Annotated in this window: 12 protein-coding genes; 5 read left to right on the plus strand and 7 right to left on the minus strand. The window is 41.1% G+C overall.

The window, feature by feature from the left end; all coding sequences use genetic code 11:
• Nucleotides 1–2: 2 nt before the first annotated feature.
• Entirely contained in the window at nt 3–1,052 is a 1,050-nt protein-coding gene (locus Q4600_RS08100) for an NAD(P)/FAD-dependent oxidoreductase (protein ID WP_229369130.1), read from the plus strand.
• 144 nt (nt 1,053–1,196) lie between these two features.
• Here the strand turns inward: Q4600_RS08100 and Q4600_RS08105 are convergent, their stop codons facing one another.
• The 4 genes from Q4600_RS08105 to Q4600_RS08120 form a co-directional block, all read right to left on the minus strand.
• Nucleotides 1,197–1,931, minus strand: a complete 735-nt coding sequence (locus tag Q4600_RS08105; protein ID WP_303515111.1) for a rhomboid family intramembrane serine protease — start codon at nt 1,929–1,931, stop codon at nt 1,197–1,199.
• 31 nt (nt 1,932–1,962) lie between these two features.
• On the minus strand, nt 1,963–3,621 hold the full coding sequence (locus Q4600_RS08110; protein ID WP_157936239.1) for an AarF/ABC1/UbiB kinase family protein: 1,659 nt from the start codon (nt 3,619–3,621) through the stop codon (nt 1,963–1,965).
• A gap of 543 nt (nt 3,622–4,164) precedes the next feature.
• Nucleotides 4,165–4,806, minus strand: a complete 642-nt coding sequence (locus Q4600_RS08115; protein WP_198589607.1) for a LysE family translocator — start codon at nt 4,804–4,806, stop codon at nt 4,165–4,167.
• A 170-nt stretch (nt 4,807–4,976) separates the two neighbouring features.
• A complete protein-coding gene (locus tag Q4600_RS08120) occupies nt 4,977–6,194 on the minus strand; it encodes a cation:proton antiporter (protein ID WP_303515119.1) in 1,218 nt (405 codons plus the stop codon).
• A 129-nt stretch (nt 6,195–6,323) separates the two neighbouring features.
• Between Q4600_RS08120 and Q4600_RS08125 the strand changes: the two genes are divergently transcribed.
• A complete protein-coding gene (locus Q4600_RS08125) occupies nt 6,324–7,235 on the plus strand; it encodes a universal stress protein (RefSeq protein ID WP_303515121.1) in 912 nt (303 codons plus the stop codon).
• A 121-nt stretch (nt 7,236–7,356) separates the two neighbouring features.
• Here the strand turns inward: Q4600_RS08125 and Q4600_RS08130 are convergent, their stop codons facing one another.
• Nucleotides 7,357–7,605 carry a DUF3297 family protein gene (locus Q4600_RS08130; protein ID WP_102529336.1) on the minus strand — a complete coding sequence of 83 codons (249 nt, stop codon included), beginning with the start codon at nt 7,603–7,605 and terminating at the stop codon, nt 7,357–7,359.
• 607 nt (nt 7,606–8,212) lie between these two features.
• Between Q4600_RS08130 and putA the strand changes: the two genes are divergently transcribed.
• The gene (gene putA, locus Q4600_RS08135) at nt 8,213–12,037 is read left to right on the plus strand and encodes a bifunctional proline dehydrogenase/L-glutamate gamma-semialdehyde dehydrogenase PutA (RefSeq protein WP_303515125.1); all 3,825 of its coding nucleotides are present in this window, start codon (nt 8,213–8,215) and stop codon (nt 12,035–12,037) included.
• Nucleotides 12,038–12,200: 163 nt separating this feature from the next.
• On the opposite strand, the gene Q4600_RS08140 is transcribed toward putA, so the two are convergent.
• On the minus strand, nt 12,201–12,722 hold the full coding sequence (locus tag Q4600_RS08140) for a hypothetical protein (protein WP_303515128.1): 522 nt from the start codon (nt 12,720–12,722) through the stop codon (nt 12,201–12,203).
• Nucleotides 12,723–12,769: 47 nt separating this feature from the next.
• Nucleotides 12,770–13,528 (minus strand): winged helix-turn-helix domain-containing protein, encoded by a 759-nt coding sequence (locus tag Q4600_RS08145; protein WP_248955470.1) that lies wholly within the window; start codon nt 13,526–13,528, stop codon nt 12,770–12,772.
• Nucleotides 13,529–14,032: 504 nt separating this feature from the next.
• Between Q4600_RS08145 and Q4600_RS08150 the strand changes: the two genes are divergently transcribed.
• Complete coding sequence (locus tag Q4600_RS08150; RefSeq protein ID WP_102529341.1) at nt 14,033–14,857, plus strand: cytochrome c3 family protein; 825 nt, start codon at nt 14,033–14,035, stop codon at nt 14,855–14,857.
• Nucleotides 14,858–14,867: 10 nt separating this feature from the next.
• Nucleotides 14,868–15,431, plus strand: coding sequence for a hypothetical protein (locus Q4600_RS08155; protein WP_102529342.1), 564 nt, complete (start codon nt 14,868–14,870; stop codon nt 15,429–15,431).
• Nucleotides 15,432–15,843: the final 412 nt, after the last annotated feature.

Genomic DNA, 15,843 nt, shown 5'->3' on the forward strand with positions numbered 1-15,843 from the left:
CCATGAAAGAATTTATCATCATTGGCGCAGGCCAGTCTGGCTTGTCTATGGCTTATAACTTATCCAACAATAATAAAGATTACTTAGTACTAGATGCCAATGAACATATCGGCGCTCCTTGGCTTAAAAGATGGGACTCGTTAACCTTATTCACTCCTACTGAGTACAACCATCTTCCTGGGATGAAGTTTCCCTTTCCTAAGGGCTATTACCCTAATAAATATGAAGTGGCCGAATACCTTAAAAGCTATGTCGAGCAATTTAAGATACCAATTGAGTTCAATCAAAAAGTCACATCAGTTAAAAAAGTGAACGGCATTTTCGAAGTCATTACAGGTTCAAGCCATTACCAAGCTAAGCAAGTAATCGTAGCCACAGGTCCGTTCCATACCCCTTATACCCCACCATGTCATCTTGATATTGCCGATAATGTCACCCAGTTGCACAGTGAAAACTATAAGAACCCATCACAACTGCAGGATGGTGATTGCTTAGTCGTAGGTGCGGGAGATTCTGGGGTGCAGATTTTATCTGAAATAGCTGAGACAGGCCGCACAGTGCACTTTTCTGGCACCGATAAAATTGCCGCTATTCCACAAACATTCTTAGGTAAAACACTCTGGTGGTGGTTCAGTAAAATCGGCTTTTTGTCTGTGTCTCGTTATAGCAAAGTCGGCAAATGGCTCAGTAAAGGCGTGCAGCCTGTTATTGGTACAGATGTTAAGTCACTACTTGCTAAAGATAATGTGATTCATATGGGCAGAACCTTGTCGGCAGATGAGTCTCATATCACCTTCCAAAAAGGCAGTGTCAGTAGTATTAAAAATATTATTTGGGCGACGGGCTTTAAACCTAACTTTTTTTGGATTGATGGGATTTCATTTGATGAAATGAACTACCCGAGCAATTATCGTGGCGTCAGTAGTGATGTTGAAGGACTTTATTTTATTGGCTTACCTTGGCTATACACACGGGGCTCTGCCACCCTCGGCGGTGTTTACAAAGATGCTGAATATTTGATGACGCATATTTTAGATGTCAAAGCCGCTTAATCGTCACGGTTATTTTTCATAGTTAATTATCATGGTTAGCAGCTGCCCTCATCAATAAACAAAAAACACGGCAATTGCCGTGTTTTTGATTATTAAATACTTTGATTCACCTGTGGGCAGAGTTTGAAAGCCGCTTAAAAGCCACTAACGAACCTTAAAGTTCCTTTGGGTATTTTTAACCATCAACATGATAATTAAGGCGGTTAGTGCACCACCGACATGGGCAAAATGAGCAATATTACCGATAGAATACTTTGTCACGCCAAAGAATAAATCACCTAAAATAATCAATGGAACAAAGTACTTAGCACTAATCGGTACCGGCAAGAATATCAGTGATAATTTCGCATTTGGATATTGCATTGCAAAAGCCACTAACACTCCATAAATAGCTCCTGACGCCCCTACTGCTGGGGTATGATAAATGGCCATTAGCTCGATTAACCGATCTTTACCGAGTGCAGTAATCAAATTTTGATCCGCCATGCCCTGAGATAAAATCGCGTCGATATGTGAGCTGCCATAACCCAGCGCCATGATCTCATTAATAATCATGTTGAACTGATAATAATTAGCAAGGGTGTATATCACCGCTGCGCCTATTCCAGTCGCAAAATAAAACAATAAGAACTTAGGTGTTTGCCAAGTTTGCTCTAACGGTGTGCCAAAAGACCACAATGCAAACATATTAAACAGAATATGAGCAATGCTGCCGTGCATGAACATATGCGTAAAAGGCTGCCAAATCTGAAATTGATCGTTAAGCGGGAAGTACAACGCCAGCGACTGTAATTCGGTCACATTTACGAACTCACTTAAGATAAAAATAACCGCATTGATCGCCATTAAATAAATAATGGATTGATTTCTCGCAGGCATAAATAAGCTCCTAATAAACTCTAATAATCCATTATTTAGATAAACTGCCAGAACGGCCAATAGCCAGTAATAACTTACCAACAAGAAAACTACCAATGGCAGTGATTCCTGTGCCCAGTATAGAAATGCCCTCATATAAAGGGGGTACGTTACTGCTCAATAGCATACAACCGCCTAAGAAAATCGCGCCACTTAACACCCCAAAAACTAAGCGATTGATAATGGTATCAAGGTTGCGATGATTAAGGTTTACGTCAAAGTGACCACTGCTGATTTGATGGGTTAATTTGTCGATTTCATCAGGTAAACCATTGATCACCCGCTGCCAACGAGTCGAAATAGTTTGTGCTTGTTTTAATGCATGTAGTGGAGACAACTGCGCTAATTTTATTTTAATCGCATACGGTCTTATCGCATCGCCAACGCTTTTATTACTGCTTAATAACTTCGATGAGCCTTCAAGCATAATTAACACGCGAAACAGCATCGACACTTCTGTGGGGATCACCAACCTATGCTGTTTAATAATCCGAATAAATTCGTTTAACACATCTACGATGGAGACTTGTTTCATGTCCACCTCAAGGTAGTCATGCACAAACTCGCTTATATCTTTCTCAAGTAGTTCATGATCTAGCTGCGGCTGGCTCTGACATAGTCTAATGACATGGTAAGTAAGCTCTTTCGGGTCTTTATCTGCCAATGCAAGCAATAACTCCTGAAATCGTTGCTGCATGTCTTTGCTCAGCCTTGCTGTCATTCCCCAATCCAGTACCCCAAGACGATTATCTTCAAGTACCCAGATATTGCCTGGGTGAGGATCTGCATGGAAAAAACCTAACTCAAAAATCATATCTAAATAGACTTTAATGCCCACATCAGCAATCTTACTGGTGTCATATTGTCCCTGCTCCAATGCAGTTTTGTCGGCAATACTAAAGCCTTTTAAGCGCTCCATAACCAACACTCGTTTACTGGATAACTGCTGATAAACATCGGGAATATGAACGTGCGGGTTGGCTTCAAAAAACTGACTGGCTTTTTGCATGCTACGCGCTTCTTTAACGTAGTCGAGTTCATTCAGTAATGACTTAGTAAACTCTAAAATCAAGCTGGTAGGCTGATACAGTCTGAGCTCTTCATGATATTGCTCAACAAGTGAAGCTAGCATCTTAAGGATTTCTACATCTGCCAGAATCTTATCTTCAATTCCTGCATGTTGTACTTTGACGACCACTTCATCACCGTCTTGAGTGGTCGCAATATGTACTTGGCCTACAGAGGCTGATGCTAATGGAGTGAAATTAAAATCGATGAATAATTGCTCGAAAGGTATACCAAACTCAGCTTCAATGGTTTTCTTAATTTCAGCTTCTGGATCTGCTGGAGTGCCGGCTTGAAGTTTAGTCAGCTCTTCGGCAATGTCTTGGCCGACCAAGTCTGCTCTGGTACTCAATATCTGGCCCAGCTTGATAAATGCTGTACCTAATTCACTAAAAGCCAAACGCAAACGAACAGCAACAGAAAGCGAGGCGAGTTGTTGGCCATTTTCATTAACGAATACACTTTTAATAAAAGCGGGGTTCTCTTCTCTTATCCAATTAGCCAAACCATATTTAACTAACACTGTAATAATTTGCTTCGAGCGAGATGAATGATTCATTAACTGTTTAACATTGAATAACTTCATCGATAATCTCATCCTGGTATCAAAGGCCAAAACAATGACCTTATATTACTAACCAGATTATCCCCAAGCGCAGCGAGTGTACAGTCGTCAGCACGCATTTTTGGTGCGTTAGAGCCTAATTAAGCGCCAAGGCGTGTTATAAACTAAGTGATTCAATTTACGTGCGTATTTTGCAAGACTATTGCCAGCACAATGAGCATAAATGGCTTAGCTCGCCAATAGCACGATGAATATGTTTGTTGAGATCAATGATGAAAAATGAACAGACTAGTGAACTGAAAATAGTAGTAAAAAGAGTAGTGAACAGAAAAATGCGCAGATAAATGAGGGGGAAATGACTTTTTACAAAAGAGCTTATTCAAGGATAATGATGAAGTGAACCCTCACGATATTATCGCTGAACTAGACTCTATTTTAGGCTCTAGTTAAGGCTAAATGAGAACCACTTATGACGACTCTCACAATAGCTTTAATTTAAAGCCTTTAATCTAAAGACTTTCATCTAAAGTCTTTAACCTAAAGCCTTAAGCTTAGCCCATTCAATTAAGCAATACTTTGCACCTGTGAAGCCAGCAACCAAATCGCTAAGGCAAAAAATATCAGCCCCATAAACTTATTTTGGTAAGTTCTAAATTTATCATTTTTAAGCAGTGGCTTACCTAGGGTTCCCACTAATGCCACCAGCAATAAATTGAATAATAACCCCATTACGTTAAGCAGCAGGCCTAATGCTAACATCTGCTCGCCTGAACTAGCACTAAGCTGAGTAGAGACAAATTGCGGTAAAAAGAGCACGAAGAAGATTAGCGCCTTAGGGTTAAGCAAATTACTCATTACTGCTCGGCGATACAATAATTTGGCTAAGTTATTTTGTTGTTCAATTTCGGGCGCATCAGCCGCACTGCTGCGCATACAATCCCAGCCCATTTTGAGTAAATACGCACCGCCCAATACTCTTAATACTTCTAAAGCAAAAGGGTTCATTGCCACCAGAGCTGACACGCCCATAGCCGCTAGTAAGGTTAAGATTAACCCCGATGTTGCGTTACCAAAGCTGGCGTATACGCCCACTTTACGGCCATAGCTCAAGCTAGAGCTGGCAATCAACAGCATGTCTGGGCCGGGAATTAATAGCAAAGCAACCACAGTGGTTAGATAAACAGGAAGTAGGGCCAGATCGATCATGATGAGTATTAGGTTCGTGATTAAACAAGGCGCGGATTTTACAGCCTTCCAACATGAATAAAAGTCATGTTGTTGTTAAATGAGAGCTAACATTGGCAAATTTTGTTTACAGCTGATGTTCACAACTTAAAAAGCCAGCAATAACCTGCATAAATCAAACTGGAGAACCTTTAATTCGGCTTAACTTGGGGAAGTTTCTTAACCTGTTGTTTAATACTCCATTTAAGCATCATCGGACCCACTAAGGTGGTAATCGCAATAATCACCACTAATTCAGTAAATAATTTACTATCAATAATACCCATTTGATAACCAAGCTCTGAAAATACTAAGCCCACTTCACCTCTTGGGATCATGGCGCTGCCTACCACAACTTTGGCTTGCCATGTTCTGCCGCCAAACCAGCCTGCGAGCAATTTACTTAAAATCGCTAGCAGCGTCAGCCAAACCAACAGCATGATCCCGCCAGAGCTATAATCTAGCTGACTTAAATCTAAACGAATGCCCACGTATACAAAAAATATCGGCGCAAACACATCGACCATGGTTTTAGTGGATATTTCCATCTTGTGAGTAAAAGAAAAAGGGTTCACTAAATAGCGATTGAACGGTGAAGTAAATTGCCGGCTTAACGCTAAGCCCACAGCAAAACCACCTAATAGTGCAGGCGCACCAAACCAATGCGCTAACCATGAAAATAGGCAAATCAACACCATGGTGATGATCACTTCATAACCTGATTTATCAGCAAAGGGTTTGAGTGCACGAGCCAGATACAGCAAACCCCGTGTCACTGGCGGTGTTAAGATTAAAAAAAGCAGCACTTTGGCGGTCAGTATTAACGAACTGGCTAAATCAAACTCTCCAAAGCTTGCAAAGTTAAACAACAAACTTAGCAAAATAACGCCAGAGATATCATCAATAACCGCAGCACCTAAAATCACATTACCAACGTCAGTTTGTGCTTGCTGGGCTTGGCTTAGCACCCGTAATGAAATACCGATGCTGGTTGCTGTTAACGCACAGCCTAAATACAGCGCAGTAAAATATGAATCCGTCAGGTAATAGGCGCTACTGATTCCAATCATAATAATTGGAATGACGATCCCCAAAACAGCGACTAGCGCAGCCCGCCCTCCCGCTTGAGATAAACGCTTAATTGACGTTTCGCAGCCAATGGAAAATAACAGTAAAATGACCCCGAGTTCAGCCAACACCGCCAGTGTCGCATTGGGCGTGACAATGTTGAGAAATGTAGGTCCCAATAACAGTCCAGCTAGGATTTCACCGACGACAGCAGGCAATTGAAGCCGCTCAAATATGCTCCCTAAAACCTTACCGCAAAGCAGAATTAAGCATAACGCGATAATAAACTGCTCTACTGTCATACACGCCTCCTAATCGCTGCGCCTTTGATTAAATATTGAGCTTATCAATGATAAAGATCAAGGAGTAAATCAGCTGTTTTGGTACATTTGACTTAGGTAATGTATGAAGGAATATATCAGGAGGTTGCCATGGATAAGCTATATATTATTGCTCAAAAAAATCAGCAACAAGCCAATGCGATGAGTGCGGGAATTGAGCTAGCTAAAAAAATGAATCTACAGCCTGAAATAGCAGCCTATAGCTACGAATCATTCAGCGGTGATGCCTACTATAATCCACGAATCGCCGCCGATGTACGTCAGCAAATTCTAGCGACACAGAAGCTAGAGCTAGAACAACAACTCAGCGACATAGCTGCTGACATGACTCCAACGGATATGCCCTTCAACACCCCATCCAAGATCCCATTCAACATCCCATTCAACATCACATGGTGTAAAGATTTAGCCGAGCATGCCTGCCAGCAGGCTAAACCTCAGCAATACGCGATGATGTTAAAGGCTATCCATGAGTCCGATTATTTTCTACCTGCTGATTGGCAACTGATCCGCCACACTAAAGTACCATTAATGCTGTTAACTCATAATCTGCTTAGTAAAGCAGGGACAATTTTAATGGCGGTGGATTTGGGCAGTAACAAACCCGTTAAAAAAGCACTCAATCAAGCGGTGATTAACCAAGCACGCCGTCTAGCAGAAGTCACAGGTCACGAGTTGCACCTTGGGTTTGTAATCAGAATTCCTAAAATACTACGCGATATGGATATATTAAATAGCCGCGTACTGATTAAAGAAGCTTACGATAAGCATCAACAAGCCATAGAACAAATTGGTATTGATAGAGACCATGTTCATATTTTGGCAGGTAACCCTGATATGTGTTTGTTTGAACTCAGCTGTCGATTAAATGCCGAATATTTAGTGATGGGCGCTGTGCAGCGACAAGGCATTATGGGCAGAGTGATAGGCAATACAGCGGAGGCTATTTTAGCGCGAAGCCGTAGTCATATTTTGTTGATTCCTCAGCAAGCCGTTGATTGATTAACTGGTTGATTAATTGATTAATTGATAAGGCGACAAACTAACCCACCATTGAGTTAGACACAAAAAAGGCTTAGTCATGATTACTAAGCCTTTAAAATGCGAAATTTTACCGTACTACTTAACGATAAAATGCTTCAACTGTGCCTTTAACTGTCATTAATAAAGGTTGACCGCGACGATCTAACGCCTTGCCTGCTGGCACTTTAACCCAACCTTCACTGATGCAGTACTCTTCAACATCAAAACGTTCTTTGCCATTAACTTTGATGCCAATGTCATTTTCAAAAACAGCTTCAACATGATGTGGGCTGCGTGGATTAACAGAAAGGCGATCAGGTAAAGCGGGTTGTGAAGTTGTATCGTTCATGAGCATGCTCTGTAGTAATAGAATCTAGCGCTATTGTAGGCAATACAGGCGCTTTGCTCAAGTGTAGCCATCATATACTCATGAATAAATGCAGCAGCAAGGATGTTTGATTAATGGTGTCAGTGTCACCTATACCTCTAGGCGTCGTTTAAAACAGACATAACCATAAAAATAACTGAAAATCATCGATAAACACGCTAACAAAACAATGATAAATCGAGTAGAGCTTACCAGAAAGCAGACGATTAAAAACGGATTTAAAATCTTAGTTTAAAAGTCACGTTAATAGGCAAATTACTGCTTCTAGCTAGGTGGGCAAGAATTAGCACTAACAAAGGTTAACGACGAGTTAAATTCGTTAAAAAACTTTACATCTTTTTGACTAAATGAGTATTGACACAGAAGTGCAAGATGGAGGATATTCTCACCTAGAATTATTGAAGGTAAATCACACTTTATAAATAAATAATTTGCTAAAAATAAATAATGTTTCAGTAGCGTATTGAAACAGCACTCAACTGCTGTTATCGGACAACTATAATAATAATTATTGGAATAATTTTAATTGCCGGTGACGCAATATTTACTCATTTTTGGGGACAAGCACATGCTATTTGAAGGTAAGTTAATTTCTGACTGTCCAATCCGTCAAAAAATTCGCGATTTTTATCGTATAGATGAAAACATCGCAGTAGATCATATTCTCCCTCTAGCAGAAATTAACGTTAGCGCCCGAAGTAAGGCGTGGGAACGCGCACGCCAAATGGTCTTGAAAATTCGTCAAGATCAATCAGGCAATGGTGCAATCGATGCCTTACTTAATGAATATTCACTTTCAAGTGAAGAAGGCGTGGTATTGATGTGCTTGGCAGAAGCACTTTTACGCGTACCTGATAAACATACCCAAGATGTGCTTATTCGCGACAAAATCTCCCAAGGCCATTGGAGCAACCATTTAGGCAGCAGTGATTCATTATTTGTGAATGCTTCTTCATGGGGCTTATTAATCACAGGTTCAGTGGTAGATTATGCCGATAGACGTACCAAAGATCGCTTTGGATTATTGAAGAAAACCATTGGCCGCCTAGGCGAACCCGTCATTCGAAAATCAATGAACTACGCTATGAAAATCATGGGCAAGCAGTTTGTGATGGGTGAAACGATCGTCGCAGCAACTGAGCGTGCTGCCACAAAAGAGCAACAAGGTTACGTGTATTCCTATGACATGCTAGGTGAAGGCGCTCGTACTATGGACGATGCCAACCGATATTTAGCATCGTACCAAGACGCCATCGAAACCATTGGTAAAGTCGCCCAAGCGTCTGGTAAAAATGACCCTAGAAAAGTCCCTGGCATTTCTGTAAAACTTTCTGCTATTCATCCTCGTTACGAATTTACCCATAAATCACGAGTGATGAACGAAATAGTGCCAAAGCTTAAAGCCCTATGTTTACAGGCCAAAAAGTATAACATTGGCTTGACCGTTGATGCTGAAGAGTCAGAACGATTAGATATCTCACTTGATGTTATCGAAGCCGTATTTAGCGACGACGACTTAGCGGGTTGGAACGGCTTTGGTATTGCCTTACAGGCTTACCAAAAACGCGCAATTTTTGTGGTTGATTGGCTACGTGAATTAACGGTGCGTGTTGGCCGCAGAATGATGGTGCGCTTAGTCAAAGGTGCCTATTGGGATACCGAAATTAAGAATGCCCAAAAGGACGGTCATAATCACTTCCCTGTATTCACCCGTAAGTCATCGACCGATGTGTCATTTCACGCCTGTGCTAATAAATTATTAGGCTACCGAGACACAATTTATCCGCAGTTTGCGACTCATAATGCTTATACAGCTGCCACCATTGTAGAACTTGCAGGTGATGATAAAGAAGGTTTCGAATTCCAGTGCTTACACGGCATGGGCGATTCACTTTATGATCAAATCGTCAGTGGCGAACACATTCAATGCCGCATTTATGCGCCTGTGGGTCACCATGAAGATTTACTCGCTTATTTGGTTCGTCGTTTATTGGAAAACGGTGCCAACTCATCATTCGTTAATGCCATTGTTGATGAGTCAAAACCGGTTGAGTCACTACTTGAAGATCCAGTAGAAAAAACTCAGCGATTAAAAGAGAAATACAATCAGCAAATCCTTAAACCGATTGCTTTATATTACAGTGAAGATGGCGAAAATCGTGATAATTCAAAAGGTTTAGATTTAACCAACATCAACGAGATCACGCCACTAAAAGAATCACTTGATAACTGGTTTACTAACAAACAACTTAATGCCACTGATGTGCCAGAAGGCGCTGTGGCAGTGAAAAATCCTGCCAATCATAATGAAATCATTGGCTATCACCATTTCCACGATAAAGATGCCATGCTGGCGATGATCGACACTGCGCAAACGGCATTCGCTTCATGGTCACAAGTATCTGTCATTGAACGCGCCGCGCTATTAACTCGTATCGCAGATATCTTAGAGCGTCATACCGACGAACTGATTGCGTTATGTATAAAAGAAGCCGGTAAAGTTGCTCAAGACGGTATCGATGAAGTACGAGAAGCTGTCGATTTTTGCCGTTATTACGCTAACCGAGCCATTGAATTAGCTGAAGATGACCGCATAGAGCCGCGCGGTGTGGTGTTATGTATTAGCCCTTGGAACTTTCCATTAGCTATTTTCTTAGGCCAAGTTGCTGCAGCCATTGCCACCGGTAATACCGTGTTAGCAAAGTCAGCAGAACAAACCAGCTTGATTGCTCTGCGCGCCATTGAGCTAATGAAGTATGTCGGTCTTCCTACTGGTGTTGTTCAAGCAGTGATTGCTCCAGGTAGCCTAGTCGGCAATGTCATCTTGCCAGATGAACGCATTCAAACTGTGATGTTTACAGGTTCGACTGAAACAGGCACAAAAATTTCGCAAATCTTGTCTGAACGCGGTGGCCATCAAGTGCCTTTGATTGCTGAAACTGGCGGTCAAAATTGTATGATAGTTGATTCAACCGCCCTACCAGAGCAAGTTGTGGATGATGTTATATCATCTGGCTTCCAGTCTGCAGGTCAACGTTGTTCGGCGCTTCGCGTGTTATTTTTACAAGAAGATATTGCTGATAATGTCATTACCATGCTCAAAGGCGCACTGGCTGAATTACATGTTGGTAATCCTGAGTTCCTCAGTACCGATATTGGCCCTGTTATCGATCAAAAAGCACTGAGCGCATTAAACGCCCACAGTGATTACATGAAAGACTATGGTAAGTTGCTATATCAATGCGATATATCTACTGAAGTCGCTGACAATGAACACTTCTTCTTTGCGCCGCGCCTTTATGAAATCAATGATATTAGTGTATTAAAGCGTGAAGTATTTGGTCCATGTGTCCATGTGGTTCGCTTTAAAGGTGATGAAATCGAAAATGTCATCGATAGCATTAATGGCACAGGTTTTGGTTTAACCATGGGCATACACACCCGAATAGAGCACAGAGCAATTGATCTCGCCCGATTATCACGCGCTGGTAATGTATATATCAACCGCAATATGATTGGCGCCATTGTCGGTGTACAACCATTTGGCGGTCGTGGTCTTTCAGGGACGGGGCCAAAAGCCGGTGGGCCAAATTATCTATCACGTTTGGTCAAAGAAAAAGCCACACCTAATGCCGATGATTTTGACCTGTTACCGCCGCAAGCTATTGAGAAAGATTGTGATGCACAGTCTATATCCGAAGCAACATTGCTGATGGATAGAGCCAACAAGGTTGAAAAGCAATGGCGTTTAACTGACTTAAACACCCGTACCTCTTGCGTACGTCAGTTACTGGCTAAAATCGCCCATGTTGATATTGTTGACGACTTAGCAGACGATTTAAATTACACCTTAAAGGTTTCTCGAGATCAATTAATCGATATTGAAAAACTGTTGAAAAAGCCAAAGGTGTTGCCTGGACCAACAGGTGAATCTAATATCCTTTACTTGGAAAATCGCGGCAATATTATTTGTTTTGCCGATGAAAACGTCAGCTTCCACTTCTGGGTACTCTCAATAGTAACCGCATTGGCAACAGGTAATACAGTTATCACAGTGGTGTCTGATTTATACCATGATGAAGCATTGGTATTTAGAGATAAGTTGATAGCAACTGGCGCAGACAAAGATATCTTCCAAGTGGCAAGACATCGTCATTTACCGACACTATTGGCTCATCCTAAATTATCGGGTGTGGTTATTGATGGTAACTGCGATCGTAAACACTACATCAGTGAGAAATTAGCTGAACGTCAAGGTGCGATATTACCTGTGATCAGTTCTGAGTATTTCGATAACTTGATCCTGCGTCTACTGACAGAGAAAACCGTGAGTATTGATATCACGGCATCGGGTGGTAACACCTCTCTGATGACGTTAGTTGAAGATGATTAATACGCTTCAAAGTAGCTTATCCATAAACAGGTAAGCGTGTATTAGCTGTCATAATAAAAAAGCGAACCACTCATGGTTCGCTTTTTTAATGCATTTATTAAAAGCCCAAATGATTGGTAAGCAGTGACTCAACTTAGCCGACATAAGCGAACGATAAATAACATTAGTGCACTAAACGGCAGCCACACACTGTATTACTTGGCTGAAATAACACCACGGCAAAATCCTTTGTTTTATCTTGTTCAATAATCTGCAAGCTAAGGTTATGCATTCCGTCTCTGCTTAAGTTGAGGTTACTGACATAAGAAAGGTAGCGATAGTGCTCAGGAACCTGTTGATGTTCAGCTAACGGGCTTTCTTGTTTGGTATTCACTGAAATATCGTAAATCATGTTTTCAGTATCAATGCTGTTAACCTTGCCTTGCATTGACACTGTACCAGCTGAACTGCCATCGATATTAAAATAGCGATAATGCACTTGAACCTGGCCATCTTTAGATAATAGATCCACTAGTAAATAATGATTACTATCTTGTTGGTCATTATGATGATTAAACAGTTCAGAGCTGCAACTAAGCATAAAGCTTGGCGAGCTAGAAGCGGTAAGATTTGCTATCACACCGATACAGCTCAACAGTATGGTCAATATGATGATATTGATTACCCAACGCCAATTTTTAACCATGTGAGCACCTCTTAAAAGTACAATCATTGTTAATCCAGCACATAAAATTAATCACAAATTTCAACTCCTTTTAGCCATGCTTGGCTAACAAATTTCTTGGGTTGTCGTAAGTCACTAATTTTTAGATTACGGATAACAGATTGGCCATAATGTTCGCCACGTAAGGTAATATTTAGCACCTGTTCGTCATGGGAAAGAGACAAAAAAACACGCTTCCAAGACGTTGAATTACATTGCGCTAGGCTTTGTTGTAATTGCATCCCCTGCTTTTTTAATAATGCTAAATTGGTTTTAGAACTAGAATATAAAATCACATCAACTGTTTGGCCTGAAGTCAGTTTTACTGTTGCTGTGCTGTTAGGTAAAACAGGTAACGCTTTAGGTGGCGAGAAACGGATAAACATCAAGCCACTAATTAACAGTGCAACTGCCAAAGTGATAATAGCGATGATGGCAAAGCGTTGAGGGTGAGAAAAAAAATTCACCGATTGCTTACGACTTCGGTGATGCTTTAATAAGTACCCTTGCCCTTTGACAGTCTCAATCAATGACTCATATTGTGGGCCTAAGAATGCTCTTAAGGTAAAAATAGCATGGGTAACTGATGCATCACTTAATGGTTGCTCTTGGCCATTGCCAGTTTTTAATAATGGCTTAGCCACCACTTTACCCTGGTAATCAATTAACAATGTAAGTACTTGTAACTCAGCACGAGGAAGGCGCCAAACTTCATCACTTTGGTTATTAACTAATTCGCCTTTATTAACATCGAATTTGCAATGCCCTAATTGCATCACTTTCCCCACTAAAACGCCTCATTAACCCAGTCTAAAACAACCCATAGATAATTCTGTGATCCTGCTTAATTTAGTGCTTTTAATTGCAATTTTTATGAAGTAAAAAGCAATGAACAACAACAAAATGCGACGTAAATCACACAAATTAACAATATAAATGCAACGTAATGAGTCGTTAAAACTGCCTTTAATGTTAATTAATTTAAAAAATAACGTGATCACAATCACGTTAGCAGCCTGCTCAACCCAAAATTCACATTGTTTACTCACTTTACAAATGCAATCAACTGCGAATTTAAAGTCCATTTCACAGCCTATATTTCTTCGCTTTACATCACAAAATTAATCCCCCCATCACTTACATTAGATTCATCGAGCAGCGCATTAGCCTCAGATATAGAAACATTGAAGCAGCGCTAAATGAGATAACTCGAACCAATTTAAAGATATAAGCAAGTCATAAAAACAAAACACAAACTGAGTAACAATAACATTAGATATAGGGTGATTATTATGAGTATGAACAGACGCCAAGCATTAACCCAAATCATTGGAATGAGCACTGTTGCAGCCGGTGCAACATTAGTCGGAACATCCGCTTTTGCAGCTACAGATGCTGATGGAAACTTTAGATTAGAACTCGGTGACAAATTAAAGTATGTACCACTAGATGCAATGGCCACTGCAAAACTGGCTTATGAAACAGGTGGCGGGTGTATGCATCAAGTATTTCATTCCATCGTCACTAAACTAGCCGAATCTTCAAGTGTTGATGCAGAAAACTTTGCCTCAATCCCTACGGCATTAGCAGGCTATGGCTGGGCAGGTATTGTCGGGCAAGGCACCATTTGCGGTAACTTAAACGCAGCAGGTATGTTGATCAACATTCTCGGCGATATTAATGACCAAAATTCAGCCGTTATTTCGGCCTCTTTCCGCTACTACGAAAGAGAAGATTTACCACTATCATCTGACGAGTTTGTGGCAGGTATTGGCTCAACAGCAGAGAAAAGCGAGCTTGTGGGTAAAACTTCAGTGGCCAACAGCCCATTATGTCATTCATCAATCAGTAATTGGTCAGGTGCTAACGGCGGTAAACCTTTCGTCGAAAAAGGCGAACGTTGTAAACGATTATCAGCCAGTATGGCTTACTACATTGTTGACTTACTTAACCGCGCTTATGCTGGTGAAGTCATTGGAGCTCTACCTGAAGCGATGGCTTCAGAAGAAACTCAAGCCTGTCAAACCTGTCATGGCACAACTGAAACTATGGGCTCAGCTGCCAGTGTTAAAGGTGACTTAGAGTGTCAAACTTGTCATACCGGACATTTCAATTAAGGAGCTCATTATGAAACTTAAATTATTGAGCGCCTTGCTGGCTAGCTCCCTACTGCTTATAGGGTGTGGAAGTGACGACGATACCAGTGCACCGGATCCAGTCGATCCGCCTGTAGTTGAACCACCAGTAACCGATCCTGTTGATCCACCAGCGAGTGAAGTGGTGAAGATTGATGATGCCGATATGATAGTGTTAACGGTTGATGAGTTTGATGCTGCCACTGGCGCATTAACCTTCACCCTAGATAATGGCGATGAAAAAGCCATCACCGATGCCAGCACTTACGACATTATCTACTTAGGTTATCCCGACCCTAATGCATCATCTTCTAACGCTAAAGCTTGGAAACGCTGGCATGTTAGTCAAACGTTTAGCTGTGATCCTACAACTGAAGATGAATGCAGTGGCGTATTAACCGAAACCGAAACTGAAGGACAATACACTTTTAACGCGATAGACCTAGATCTTGAAAGCAAAGCCTCAGCAGGTGCTGTAGCACTTTATAAAGTCGCAATTCAAGTTCATGGGGTAAAGGCCACTAATGAATTCGAGCTCATTCCCGCTGGAGAATAGCCATCACCCGGCCTGATCCGATCCCCATAAAAGGCATTAGGCATTCACAGCCGTAGCGGTTTGCTACGGCTTTTTTTGTTTGGTGCACGATCTAAACCAAAGCCAACCTCATAGGTTTAAAATTCAATTACTTAACCATAAATCATAACCTTAAAAGGCAACAACCAACCTGAAACTGAGTTTAGACACAATTAGTAAGTCCAAATTGACAGAAGAAAGTGTTGGCTATCATCAAACATATTCAATTTCATCTCCAATAAATTCAAAAAATGTCTGCTAAATAGCAACGTAATTTATTGATAGAAAAGCTAAAGGCAGGATAGCTTTTAATTAAATTTCAATTAGATAATTCAACCTTTACCTGTTTTTTATTTGTTAAAACTGTAAGATAACCGCTGCCAAAAAGTGAACA

Origin of the sequence: Shewanella sp. 2_MG-2023 (genome assembly GCF_030548905.1) — a bacterium.
Lineage (GTDB): Bacteria > Pseudomonadota > Gammaproteobacteria > Enterobacterales > Shewanellaceae > Shewanella > Shewanella electrodiphila.